This is a genomic window from Alistipes communis (assembly GCF_006542665.1).
GTDB lineage: Bacteria > Bacteroidota > Bacteroidia > Bacteroidales > Rikenellaceae > Alistipes > Alistipes communis.
On the sequence record NZ_AP019735.1, the window covers coordinates 1,995,575 to 2,008,578 of the forward strand.

Sequence of the window (13,004 nt, forward strand, 5' to 3'; positions counted from 1 at the left end):
ATCCCGATTCGGCGCATGCATCGGCATACATGCGCTTTTATCCCGTCGCCGTGCGCTATGTCAGCATGTGTCTCAGTGCGGAGGCATAATATCCGATAGGGTGGAGACGGCGTTCTGCCCTCGCCGTCCTTCGTCGGGCCGTCTTCCGCGGACGTTCTCACTGTGCGACGGCAGGAACGCACGCAGGCAAAGCGTATTTCGTGGTATTTCGCGCACCTTTTCTGGAAAAACCGTTGCAGGGATACGCTCCTTCGGGGAAAAAGCGCGCGTTTTGCGTCGAAAAACAGACATTTCTCCTGTGTCCGAATGCCGTCAGTGCCGTTCATGCAGATCGGTGCCCGCAGGCCGCTGGAACGCCTGCAAGCCGAACTCCGGCAGAAGGGTGAGCACGCGGTCGGTAAGTGCGCTCTGGAACGCTTCGTAGGGAATCCATTCGAAGTGGCGCGTGAAGCAGTAGAACTCCAAAGGTACGCCTTCGGACGTGGGTTGGAGCGTGCGTACCATCGACATCAGGTCGCTGCGCACGTCGGGGCAGTTGCTCAGGTAATTCGCGAGATACTCCCGCAGCGCTTGCAGGTTGACGATTTCCTGCGATGTATCGGCCGCAAGATACCCCTTTTCGCGGAGCCGCGCCGTCTCTTCCGGCGTGCACCGGCGAATCGTGCGGGCGTCGATGAAGACCGAGCGCTTGATGCGCCGTCCGCCGCATTCGCGCATGCCCCGCCAGTTCTGGAACGAGTCGCTGACCAGCGCATAGGGCGGAATCGTCGTAATCGTCTTGTCGAAATTCTGCACCTTGACCGTCGTCAGCGTCACCTCGATTACATACCCGTCGGCACCGTATTTACTCATCGTTATCCAGTCTCCCGGTCTCAGCATATCGTTGGCCGAGAGTTGAACGCCGGCGACGAGCCCCAGTATGCTGTCCTTGAAAATCAGCATCAGCACGGCGGCCGATGCACCCAGTCCGGCCAGAATGCTCGTGGCGTTCCGGTCGATGAGAATCCCGATGATCAATACGATGCCGACGCTGACGGTCACGAGTTTGAGCATCTGGTAGATGCCTTTCAACGGCCGGTCGCGCAGCGTTTCGTGTTTGTTCGAAATGTCGTAGAGCGCGCTGAGAAAGGTGTTTAGCAGGGCGATCGTCACGACGATGAGGTAAATCGAGCAGCCTTTGTGCAGCAGTTTCAGCAGCGAGGGGTCGTCGCCGAAGGCCAGCGGCAGCAGCAGATATAGGAGGACGGGCGGAATCAGACGGCAGGCGGCGTGCAGGACTTTGTCGTCGAACAGATGGTCGTCCCACATCGTCCGGGTCTGGGCGCTGATGCGTTGCAGGGCAGGTGTCACCAGATGCCGGAACAATTTCACCGCGAGGTAGCAGATGAGGACGATGCCTGCGACGAGCAGGATGCGCGAGCCCCACTCTCCGCCGGAGTTGTCCAGCCCCGCGCGGCGGAGCAGCGATGTCAGGTCTTGGTTCAGATTGTCCATGCCGGGTCTCAGTTTTGAGGGCGGCCGCATGGTGCGGAACCGGTCGTTCCTGTCCGGCCGCCGAAAGCGAGGTCGTTTTCACCGTCAAAGATAGGAAATAAAAACGAGAACGGGAGCGGTTCGTGCGGAGAGTTCGCGCCGGAGGGTTCGGCAGGCGGTTTTCGTCAGAAGGTGCGGATTCAGGTCTTCCCGTGTCGCAATTTGTCCCGCTTGTGAAGCGGGACTGTCTCTGACGGCTCGCGGTGCCTCCTCCCGGTCCGCCGGAACGAAACAGGGATTGCGATACGTGACTGCGCGATTCCGAAACCTTATTTTTCCTGCCGCAGCGTTTCGGGCGATGCGATGACCGTGCGCTCCGTGATCGCAAACGTCCCCCTGCCTTCCGCGGCCGAAAGCGGGCGAGGCACGATACCGATGTCGGCGCGCGCGACGGCGAGATACGGCAATGCTGTCAGAAATAGCGTGATTTTCAGCTTCATTGTTTCGGATGTATTCGAAAAGAGGGCCGACAAGCCCGGACGTTCCGTTGCTTGCCGGCCCTCGGCCGGTTATCGGATACAGCGGTTATTTATTGTAACGAATCGCGAAATACTCGAGGCTGCTTGCATGCTGGGAGGCCAAAGCCGCTCCGGCAGCGCTTCCGTTCAGGCGGGCGTTGGCATAATCGCTGCCGTCGCTGCAAAGGTCGCTCGTCGGACGCAGACGGATGTAGACGTCCGGGTGGCCGAGGATTTCCTGCGGCAGTTCGAAGTCGATGTACTTGTAGGCCACGATCGACGAGTAGAGCGTATTCGACCAGACGGAGACGTCGGGCACCGTGTATTCGCCGATGAGATTCCATTGCGAGTCGTCTTCGGGCGCCTGCGAGTCGGTGAGCGCCCACTCGGCGCACCAGTAGCGGGGCGAATAGAAGGTCTGCTGCGTGTTCATCACGGAGATTTGCATCGAGATGTGCGAGGTCGAAATGCCCTCGGTCGAGAAGTTGATCAGCCATGCGTAGAAACGTCCCGTGTCGTCGTCCCACCAGTAGTGGTTGGAGAAGGCGGTGTAACAGTTGCCGCTTACGTTGGCCTTGCCGCGCATCGACGTACTGCCGTTGTAGTTGATTTGCTGGGAGCTCGTCGGGATTGCGTCGTTTCCGGGCCAGCCTCCCGAACCGCTGGCTGCGTATTGGTCGGAGGCGTACGGGCCGCACCACTCGATCGTTCCGTCGGGATTGCGGCTGATGAAGGCGTCCATCTTCGGATTCCAGCTCTCCTTCGAGGGGTCGATTACGATGCCGATACCGTTCTTGTTGCCGTAGTTGGCGCCGAAGAGGTTGTTCGCGCTGTTGCCGACGGGCCCTAAGTATTCGTACGTGCCGCCGCCCACCATGTGCTGCTTGTAGGTGGCTTGCAGGTACTCCTTGGAGGCCGAACCCGAATACTTTTCCTGATAGGTGTGCGTCAGCCAGCCGTTCGTGCCGTAGGTGGGTTTCTGCACCTCGTTCTCCGTGTCGGGGTTCCAATAACGATATTCGGTCAGCAGTGCCGAGAAGCTGTCTTCCACGCTGTTCTGCATCTTGCCCCAGATGTCCTCCTTGTTCTGGTGGCGGATCTGATAGCGGCCGATGTAGCCGAGCGTCGGGTCATCCGTCATTTCGGCAGGGTCGGCTCCGTTGCGCCATTCGAAACGCGAGAAACGTTCGTGGACGATTACGCCCGAAATGTCGCCCGAACCGTAGGGCAGCCGTGTGCCGTCGCTGCGGTATGCGCAGTTGGTATTGGTCATCATGTACATGGCGTCGCCGTTGATGTCGCGCACGAGCAGCGGGTATTTGCTGATACGGTGTGCGTTCGTGCCGATTGCGTACCCTTCGTTGACCGGCGTGATCGAACCTTTGCGTACGGGGAACTCGATCTCTTTGAGTGTCACGTAGGTGTAGATGTCGTCGTCGGTCAGCTCGTTCATGTGTTTCTCCTTGACGGGAACGTCGGAGGCCGAACCGGCGGTGCGCGAAATGACCATCGACTTGGTGACACCCTCCAATTCGTAGCGGTCGGGATTCTCGACCAGGTTGCCGGTGGCGCCTTGAATGAGGAGCTGCACGTGGTCGTACTGGTCGAAGATGTTGTCCTCGACCTCGTTGGTGAGAATCGAGATGCCGTAGCGGCCGTCCTTCGATTCGAGGTAGAGGGTCCGTTCCGAAACGGTGTAGTCGATTGTCGAGGTGGTAAGTTGGGTGTTCTCGCCCGCATTGCGGTTGTCGGGGTTGCTCACGACGATGCCTTCGATGATGACGTAGTCTTCGATCTTCTTGTTGAGGGCGTAGTTTTGGCGGAACTCCTCGAAAGTGATGTTGCGGCCGAGCGTCTCTTTGGCCGTGCGTTGCAGCAGATTGAACTCGACGGAGACGGTCTCGTCCCATCCGTCGGTGAATGAGAGCGACACGGCGGCCGAGCGCGGAACCTCTTCGGCGGGGTTGGCGTCGAGCGTGATGACCAGCTCGCGCTCCTCGCTCTCGGCGTCGACGATCTCGATCTCCTGGATCCAGTCCGTATTCTCGGGATCGGAGTATTCGGTCTCCACCGTAATGTCGGAGAAGGGAACGTTGGTCTCGATGACCGACTTGTTCTCGCCGCCGGCCCCGGGGACGATGATCGACGAATTTGCGAATGCGATGCGCGCGTCGATGAGCGCCTTCTGCTTGATGTAGAGCGTGTCGCGCCGCGAATCCACGTCGGAGCAGAGGACGATGCCCGCCTTGCGTTTGAAATCCTCGTTGAATTCGCATTCGGCCGTGATTGTGGCCTTGCCGTCCGTCGTCTCGCCGCACGCGAGGCTCAGCCAGTCGGATTCGTTTATCCGTTCGATATGGTATGCGCCGTTGGTGTAGATGTCGATGTCGAACGAGTTCGCATCGGCCTCGACGATGAACTCTTTTTCCAATGCGCCCAGTTTGACGAGGTCGATGTCCTCGGCGTCGACATTGGTGCAGGCAGCTGCGATTCCGACCGCAGCGGCGATGCTCCAAAACTTGAATATCGATTTGCGAAAGTTCATGTTGTTTCGGTTTTGTCGTTGTTGTTTTTCCGGTCAGGCGGTCGGCTGTCGTCCGCCGCCCGACCGAAATGCGTTTAGTTGTAACGTATCGTGAGCGTACCGATTCGAACCTGACAGTTGGCGGCCGTGATCTCCGGCGTGAGCGTGCCTTTTTCGATGCCCAGATTCGTCGGATAGGTCGAAGCGCTGCTGCTCGGGGCGATGTCGGTCACCTTGTCGGCTACTTGCAGGCGCAACACCACCTTCTCCTTGCCGAAGCAATCGGCCGGCAGCCGGCGCAGATGCTCGGTGTAGCCCGGCGTCGAGTCCTGCGATGTCCCGCTCCACCATACGATCGAACGCTTCTTGATGATCGGGCAGTCGGGAACGGGTCGGAACGTCGTGCCTCCGTCGACGGAGTAGAGCAGATTCCAGTGCGCAGGGCCGGTCAACGAGGTGTTGTTCATGTTTCCGTGTCCCCAAACGATGCCGAAAATCAGGTTCGATCCGGTGATGCCCTGCGTCGAGAACGAGATGTCGAAATATTTGCCTTCGTCCTTGTCGAAATCCCACCACTGGCGCGAGAGTACGACGCTGCCATTGGGCACCAGTCCCTTCTGTTCGGAAGTTCCGCCGCCGTTGCCCGAGCAGACGACATTGTTGAAATCCGGTGACCCGGCCTGCGTGGCGTCGTACTTGTCGATCTCGCCCTCTCCGATTTCCGGTGTGAGGTCGTTCTGGCGGTCGTTCCAGTTCCACTCGACGATGGTCTTCGAGAACGGCTCTTCGGTCAGGGCGATCTCACCCTGAGTCATGGCGCGCAGCTGGTAGCGGCCGAGGTCGCCGAAACGGACGGGCGCCACGTCGTCGGCCACGACGATACCTCGGAACGTGCCCGAACCTTGGGCTACGACCGAATAGAATTCCAGATCGCGTCCCGAGCTGAAACGGCGCCAGGGTACGGCCGCATTGGTCAGCATGTGGATTACTTCGCCCGTCTTGTCGTAGCACATCAGCGGTGCGACGTCCCAGCGCGGCGCGGTGGCGCCGATTGGGTTCACGTCGTCTTTGAGCGAGTAACCGTCGGTGCAGTTGGTGTAGGCGCCGTCCTTGCACATGATTTCCAGGTCGGGTACCGAGACCAGCGTGAAGATGTCGTCGTCGGTGAGTTCGGCGATACGTTTGGTCTTGACGGGAATCTTGAATTCGTCGGGTGTCGATGTATCCAAAATGTTGGCCGCCGTCAGTCCCGTGATGGTGTAGCATTCGGGGACGGCCTTCTTTTCGAGGATGGCGCCGTCGAGCGAGAGCCGCACCTTCGAGAAACGTTCCAGCGTGTTGTCGTCTTCGGTTGCGAATTTCAGGCAGAAACCGTAGCGGCCGTCCGTCGATTCGAGGTAGACCGTGCGGTCGTTCTCGGTGCGGTCGAACGCATACTGTCCGGTCTGGGGGCTCGAAACGATGTTCTTGCTGGCCGGGTCGCTGACCACGAATCCCTCGATATAGCCCGCCAGCGAGATTTCGCCCGGGGTCATTCCGCGTACGGTCGCGAAGTCGACGGCGGTGGGATAGGCTTTCTGGGTGATTTTGCAGACTGCCGAAACGGAGGCGCCCAATGCGTCGGCGTAACTGAGGTTGAGCGTGGCGGAACGGGCTTCCGAGCTGTCGTTCTGAGTCAGCGAGAAGGTCAGCCCCTCGTCCGTGAGCATGGGTTCCGACAGCCACTCGTTGCCCTCCTCGACGGGGGTATCGTAGGTGATATCGTAGACGATTTGGTCGGCGTAGGGTACGAGATTATTTGTCGTGGCCGGAATCGTGCACTGTTGTGCATAACCCTCGTAGGTCTCGACGGAGCTGTCCAGTTTGAGCGAAGGCTCGGCGATTCCCTGCGAGATGCTCAGCACCGAGGTGGTGGCTGTGCCCTCGGCGTCTTCGATGAAGAGGGTCAGGTCGGCCAGGCGCGTGGAGCCGGCCTCGTTGCCCTCGACGGCGAACGACACGCCCTCGTGCGTGATGGCGACCTCGGAAATCCAGGGCGTAACGGGTTGCGCCTGCGGCTTGTCGTCGCCCTCTTCGCTTTCGGCGCGCGTCACGACGGGTACGGGTTCACCGGGCACTCCGTCCGCATCGTAGTAGGTGACGGAAGCCTCCACGTCGTCGATGCAGTACCGCAGGTTGGTGTCGATGGGTGCGAAGATTCGCGATGGCGCCTTCAATAGCGCTACGGCGGGTTTGGCGAACGCGAGCGACGGTTCGGTGACGGTGCCCGCTTGGGTGAACATTACGGTGTCGGCCAGTTCGCCTTTCTGGAAGACGACCCCGACTTTGCGCGAAATACCGTAGTTGGCCGCGTAAGTGAAGACGATTTCGTGGTTGCCGTAACCTTCGAGCTTGTTGAGCGACGCCCACTTCACGTTGCGCGTGAAGCGTGCCGTCCACTCTCCGTTCGAATAGACCAGCACGTGTGTCGAGCCGGCCTCTTTGCTCAGCGACAGTTCCCGTGCCGCCACCGCCAGCGGCAGGTCCATCTCGAAATCCTTCTGACAGCCGGTCAGGGCGGCCGCGAATGCCGCGACGGCGATCAGCAGGCCGGCGGCCGATCTTTTGTGTTTATTGAGTGATGTTTTCATAGTCTGAGAGTTTCTGGTCGTTACAACCCGTAGGCCTTGTATTCGTTGTTGTCGAGGTTATTCTTCGAGTAGGTTACCTCCGTGTCGGGAATGGGGTAGTAGCGGTGGCACGGTTTGATGAGGCTGGACGTCGTATTGAGTTGCAGAGGGCCATAGTCGCTGTTGCTCGTCACCGCATCGTACCAGATGCCCCAGCGCACCAGATCGTACTTGCGCTGGAATTCGCCGAAGAGCTCCCGCGCCCGTTCGTTGCGAATCTCCTCTTCCAGGCGTGCGGGCGTACGGTAGATGTAGTTGCCCAGTCCGGCGCGCGTGCGGGTCATGTCGAGGTACTCGATCGACTTCTCGTAGTTTTCTTTGTAGAAGTAGCACTCGGCCATCATCAGCAGCGCGTCGGCGTAGCGGAATACCTTGTAATTGTTGCCGTCGGCCGATGCCTGCATGTTCGGGCACCAGAATTTCGGACCGCACCAGGGACGGGTGTTGGTGCTGTTGAAGGTCTTGTCTTCATAGCCCCACGCCATGTTGTATTTGGCGCGGATATCCTTGCCCATCTTGGATTGGAGTCCCTGACAGAAGTAGACGTTCGGCCGCATGGCCGTCCATACGGTCGCCTGATCGCCGAGTTCGGGAATGTCGACGCCGTCGTAGATGGACGAGTTGGCCGAACGCGGATAGGGCTGGCAGATGCAGGCCACGTTGGAGGTATAGGTGAGACCGCCCTGCGTGTAGGTGTGCTGAATCTCCATGATGGATTCGGGAGTGTTCTTGTTGCGGAAGAGGATGTTCTGGGCGTAGTCGTACTGCGACAGGGGGCCGTAGATGGTCTCGATCTGTTGCAGCGCTTCGAGGGCCGTGTCCCACTCCTTGTTCCACATGGCCATTTTGGCGATGAGCATGTAGGCGCAGGAGGCTCCCAGCCGGTTGGCCTCGTTGTCGTAGGTGCGAGTCTGGTCGACGAGCGGCGCGATCGACTGCAAGTCTTTGATTACTGTCGCGCGCGTTTCGTCGGCATCCATGCGCGGCAGCACCTGAATGCGGTTGAGCACCTCGTTGTCGGTGACGTCGTCGAAGTAGAAGGGAACGTTGCCGAAGAAGCAGGTCAGCGTCCAGTAGTAGAACGCGCGCAGAGTCTTGGCCTCGCAGAGCAGTTGCAGGTATTGCTCTTCGGAGAGTACTTCGTTCTGATAGGCGCGTTCGATGCCGTTGACGGCGAAATTGCAGCGCTGTACGCCGAGGTAGCCCTGTGTCCAGACGGTCGAGCCGAAACGCGGCACGGCGGGCGAGATGTCCAGACTGGCGTCGCGCGTACCCGACGGGCAGTATGCGATGTCGGTGACGCATTCGGTGGCGAGCATGTAGGTGTAGGTGTAAATCGATTTGATGGGGATGTAGCAGCTGTTCACGACCGACTGGCACTCCGAGTATTTGCGGAAGAAATTGTCGGGACTCGAAATTCCCGACGTGTCCTCGTCGAGCGAACACGACTGGAACAAGAGGGAAGCCGAGAAGAGCGTCGCATACAATATGTTCTTGATTTTCATAGTTCTTATGATCTTATTGGTTTAGTATCTCAACTGGATGCTGAATATGATGGTTCGGGGTTTGGGGTAGGCGCCCAAGTCCATGCGGCGCAGCGTCGACGAGGTGCCTTCGCTCGATACGTCGGGATCGAATCCGTTGTATTTCTTCCACAGATAGAGGTTTTCGCCCGATACGCTCAGCGTGAGGTCGCGCAGCCACGAGCATTTTTTCCGCAAATCGAACGTGTAGGCGAGCGTGACGTTTTTCAGTCGCAGATACGAAGCGTCGTGAATCATGAAGTCGCTCGGTAGCGCGGCGTCGCTCTTGGCTCCGGCGCGCGGGATGTCGGAGTTGGGGTTGCGCACGGGATGCCAGGCGTCGAGCATGTAGCGGTACTGGTTCGCGAACTGGGAACCGGCCATGTAGATCTCCGAATAGTTGTAGATCTTGCCGCCGAGCGAGTAGGCGAAATAGACACCCAGTTTGAAGCCGTGAATGTAGAACGTGTTTTGCAGACCGCCATACAGATAGGGGTCGGCGTTGCCCTGATAAATCAGGTCTTCGCGCGACATCACGCCGTCGTGGTTGACGTCGTAGTAGCGTGCGCCGCCGTCGGTGTTGGAGACGCTCACGTAGGTCTTCGTAATTTCGTTCTCCTTGCGTTCGTCGGCGTTTTTCCACGTGCCGCCGTACTTGAAGCCCCACAGCGAGTTGAGCGGGTATCCCTTGACGTATCCGTACATCATGTAGCTGTTGTTGCCCGGCGAGTCGTAAGCCGAAATGAAGTCTTCCGAGCCGATGTCGTCGACCATCTGGTCGTTATGCGACATCGTGAGCGTCGTCGTCCAGTGGAAGTTCGGCCGCACGATGTTCTGGCTCTCGATCGAAAGCTCGATGCCCTTGTTCGACGTCGAGCCGATATTGGTCCAGCGCGAGGTGTAACCCGTCTGGGCGGCTACGGCCAGCGACATGAGCAGATCGGTTGTCTTGGATTTGTAGGCTTCGGCCGTGATGTTCAGGCGTCCTTTGAACATCGACCAGTCGATGGCCACGTTGTAGGCGGCCGTCTTCTCCCATGTCAGGTCGGGCGAATCCAGACGGCTGCGGTAGAAGGCGACAGGCTGCGAGCCGTCGAACAGATAGCCGCCTGTGGTGGACGAGAGCACGGCCAGCGAACGGTAGGTGCTGATCGCGTCGTTGCCGGTCAGACCGGCGCTCACGCGAATCGACAGGTCGTCTATCCAGTCGCAGTCTTTCAGGAAGTTCTCGTTGGCCAGATTCCACTTGACGGCCGCCGACGGGAAGAATGCCCACTTGTTGTTGGCCGCGAAGTTCGAGGCGCCGTCGTAACGGCCGGTCACCGTGAGGTAGTAGCGCGATTTCCAGTTGTAGTTCAGACGGGCGTAGACCGACATCTTGGTCTTTTTCGAGTAGGCCGTGCCTGCCGAGTAGGTCTCCTTGTCCAGGACAGCGTTCATGTTGTTCCACATGATGGCGTCGTCCATGTAGCCTTTGCCCGAGAGATTGAAGTCGTGCGACACGAACCGGTAGGCCGAGAAGCCGCCGAGGACGTCCAGCGCATGGCCGTTCTTCTCGAACTTGTAGCCGGCCGTCGTCTCCCACGAGAACGAATTCTCGTCCCAGTCGGCGCGGTATGCCTCGCCGCCTTCGTTTTCGCTCTTCATGGGCAGCGTGCCCGGATAGTAACGGTACGTGTGACGCTGGTAGAGGTAGTAGGAGAAGGTGCTGTTGATCGTGAAGTTCTTGATCGGTTCCAGTTTGAGCGAGAAGTTGTGGTTGCTCGAATGACGTTCGAGGTAATGGGTGTTCTGGTCGATCAACGCACGCGGCGTATTGATTTTCTGTCCGTTGTAGTACAGCGGGTTGTATGTGTCCGTCGGTTTGAGCAGCGGTGACAGGTATTGGGCGCCGCTCCACCAGTTGGTGCCGCCTATCGTGGCCTTGTTCTGGTCGTTGTGCCTCCATGTATAAGACCCCGTGTAACCGACTTTCAGCCATTTGAACAGCTGGCGTTCGAGGTTGATACGCCCCGTGAAGCGCTTCTGGCCGCTGTCGTCGATGATGCCCTGCGTATCGTTGTAGGAGAACGAAGAGTAGTACGAGGCTTTCTCGTTGGTGCCCGAGAGCGAGAGCGCGTAATTCGAGTAGATGGCCGTGCGGGTGATCTCCTTGATCCAGTCGGTTCCCTCGCCCAGCGAGAGCGGGTCGGGGTACACCGAGCCGGAGAGCGGCGTATCGGCGCCGATGTCGGGATGGTTGGCGTCGGAGCCGAACGAGGCGTAGTCGTTGCGGTATTGTGCGAATTCCGCCGCGTTCATGATGTCGAGGTGGCGGGGCAGCTGCGAGAAGCCGATGTCGGTCTTGAACGTGATGTTCGGCTTGCCCGTCGTGCCGAGTCCCCGTTTGGTGGTGATGAGGATGACGCCGTTGGCGCCGCGTGAACCGTAGATGGCCGTCGACGAGGCGTCTTTCAGCACGGAGATGGAAGCGATGTCGTCGGAGTTGATGTCGTTCAGGTCGTGGATGGCGTCCATCACGCCGTCGACGACGATCAGCGGTTCGTTCGAGGCGTTGATCGAACGCGTGCCGCGGATACGGATGGTCGTGGTGGCGCCCGGTTCGCCGGTGGTCGACATGAAGTCGGCGCCGGCGATACGTCCCTGCAATGCGTTGTCGACCGAGAGCGTGGGCAGGTCCTTGATGTCGTTCATCTTGACCGTAGAGACCGAACCGGTCAGGTCTTTCTTGGCCACTTGGCCGTAGCCGATGACCACCACTTCTTCGATGTCGGTGGAGGCGTCCTTTTCCAGCCGGATGTTGAATTTCGTGCGGCTGCCCACCTTCGTCGTCTGTGACGTGTAGCCGAGGTAGGAGAATGTCAGCGAATCGGAGGGTTTGACTTTGAGTGTGAATTTACCTTTGGTGTCGGTCGTCGTGCCCTGCACTCCGCCAGCGACGACCACTGTGGCTCCGACCAGCGGATTGCCTTCGGAGTCGAAGATGATGCCGTGAACCGCCTGCGGCTGTTCCTGAGCCTTCGCCGGTGCCGTGTATGCTGCGAGCATTATCAGAATCGCCCCCAGCGACATCGCACGGGCGAAAACGCTCATTGTGTGAAGAAATTTGTTCATTTCAGGTTGTTTTAGGTGATACGACTTGTTCCGGCCTGCTTACTCCTGACCCTCCTCGAGAGGCGCTCCGAGGATTATGTCCTTGCCGCTGCCGTTGTTTTCGGTAAAGTAATTCTCTTCGTCCGCTTCGAGGCGGCGGATGTAGAAATTGTCGAGGAAGATGCGGTTGTTGACCGGCGACGTCTGGGTGAACGAGCCGCAGCTGATGCGGATGCGCGTGTTGACCGTAATCGGATTGAGCTGCGTTCCGACCACGAAGACCAGCAGGTCGCTTCCCTCCCACATGTTCTCGGGGAACTCGTCGCTCCGGGGGTCGTAGTAGGCGGCTTCGAGCTCGATCGAGGTCTTGCCCGTGTCGGCGAAATCGGCGATTACGCCCCCGTCGAGTACCTCGACCTTGATTTTGTTGTCGTCCTTGGCTCCGGTGTAGAAGTCGGTATACGCCACAGCGCGGAACGAGACCATGAGCATCGAGTCGCTGCGCAGCGTGTTGGTGTAGGGCGAAATCAGGTCGGCGCCGTGTCCTTCGTCGTCGCCCAATTTCAGATAGCCGTTCTTGCCGTAGCAGTGGGCGTGCTCCTCGCCGTCGATTGTCGTGGAGGAGAAGCCGTAATCCTTCTGGGCGGTCGTCCAGTCGTCGATGGGCGTCTCGTCGTCCGTGAAGCGGGGATCGGTTTTGCCGTACTTCATGGAGGAGAAATCGTTGCTCACGCGAGCTGTCGAACCTTGGTGTACGGGCACTATGCGGTTGTAGTTCAGCGTCCCGTCGGTCGCCGCCAGAATCAGCATACCCGTGCGCCGCGTGTAGTAACAGCCCGTTTCGACACGCCGCTGGACGTCGAGGGTCACTATGCGGCACCCCGTCAGCGGGTCGACCGCAGTGTCGTCCAGGACTGCCGCCCAGGGCATGTCGGCGTCGTCCTCCCACGAGGCGACGAAGTCGACGTTCGCCTCCGCATAGATTTTCGCCTGCCCGCCCTGCACGCCGACGTATACGGCGTCGACCGGCTTCTTTTCGATCGGGTCCGCGTAGACCGCGATCGACTCGCTGCGGTCGGAGTTCGAGTGCGTTTCGCACGACACGCAGGCCGCCGCCAGGCACGCGATTCCGATCGCTCCCCGCAGCAAGCGGGCGAGACTTTCCGTCAGAAATGTTTTTCTCATAAGTCGATAAGGTTAACAG

The 13,004-nt window shown here is 59.3% G+C and carries 7 protein-coding genes; all 7 read right to left on the reverse strand.

Going from position 1 to position 13,004, the window contains the following annotated elements:
- Window positions 1–312: 312 nt before the first annotated feature.
- On the reverse strand, window positions 313–1,494 hold the full coding sequence (locus FMF02_RS08225; protein ID WP_141412795.1) for a mechanosensitive ion channel family protein: 1,182 nt from the start codon (window positions 1,492–1,494) through the stop codon (window positions 313–315).
- A 308-nt stretch (window positions 1,495–1,802) separates the two neighbouring features.
- Window positions 1,803–1,973, reverse strand: a complete 171-nt coding sequence (locus FMF02_RS13665) for a hypothetical protein (RefSeq protein ID WP_162502287.1) — start codon at window positions 1,971–1,973, stop codon at window positions 1,803–1,805.
- 85 nt (window positions 1,974–2,058) lie between these two features.
- A complete protein-coding gene (locus FMF02_RS08230; protein ID WP_141412797.1) occupies window positions 2,059–4,536 on the reverse strand; it encodes a DUF5689 domain-containing protein in 2,478 nt (825 codons plus the stop codon).
- A gap of 74 nt (window positions 4,537–4,610) precedes the next feature.
- Window positions 4,611–7,145 carry a BACON domain-containing protein gene (locus tag FMF02_RS08235; protein ID WP_141412799.1) on the reverse strand — a complete coding sequence of 845 codons (2,535 nt, stop codon included), beginning with the start codon at window positions 7,143–7,145 and terminating at the stop codon, window positions 4,611–4,613.
- Window positions 7,146–7,165: 20 nt separating this feature from the next.
- Entirely contained in the window at window positions 7,166–8,689 is a 1,524-nt protein-coding gene (locus tag FMF02_RS08240; protein WP_019130244.1) for a RagB/SusD family nutrient uptake outer membrane protein, read from the reverse strand.
- A gap of 21 nt (window positions 8,690–8,710) precedes the next feature.
- Window positions 8,711–11,779, reverse strand: a complete 3,069-nt coding sequence (locus FMF02_RS08245) for a SusC/RagA family TonB-linked outer membrane protein (protein ID WP_026074860.1) — start codon at window positions 11,777–11,779, stop codon at window positions 8,711–8,713.
- Between the two features lie 81 nt (window positions 11,780–11,860).
- Window positions 11,861–12,985, reverse strand: a complete 1,125-nt coding sequence (locus FMF02_RS08250) for a hypothetical protein (RefSeq protein WP_162851453.1) — start codon at window positions 12,983–12,985, stop codon at window positions 11,861–11,863.
- Between the last annotated feature and the right edge of the window lie 19 nt (window positions 12,986–13,004).

Bases quoted from the DNA above. Each gene is read 5' to 3' on its own strand.
- FMF02_RS13665 (WP_162502287.1), bottom strand. From the start codon at position 1,973: ATGAAGCTGAAAATCACGCTATTTCTGACAGCATTGCCGTATCTCGCC.
- FMF02_RS08245 (WP_026074860.1), bottom strand. From the start codon at position 11,779: ATGTCGCTGGGGGCGATTCTGATAATGCTCGCAGCATACACGGCACCG.
- FMF02_RS08240 (WP_019130244.1), bottom strand. From the start codon at position 8,689: ATGAAAATCAAGAACATATTGTATGCGACGCTCTTCTCGGCTTCCCTC.
- FMF02_RS08225 (WP_141412795.1), bottom strand. From the start codon at position 1,494: ATGGACAATCTGAACCAAGACCTGACATCGCTGCTCCGCCGCGCGGGG.
- FMF02_RS08235 (WP_141412799.1), bottom strand. From the start codon at position 7,145: ATGAAAACATCACTCAATAAACACAAAAGATCGGCCGCCGGCCTGCTG.
- FMF02_RS08250 (WP_162851453.1), bottom strand. From the start codon at position 12,985: ATGAGAAAAACATTTCTGACGGAAAGTCTCGCCCGCTTGCTGCGGGGA.
- FMF02_RS08230 (WP_141412797.1), bottom strand. From the start codon at position 4,536: ATGAACTTTCGCAAATCGATATTCAAGTTTTGGAGCATCGCCGCTGCG.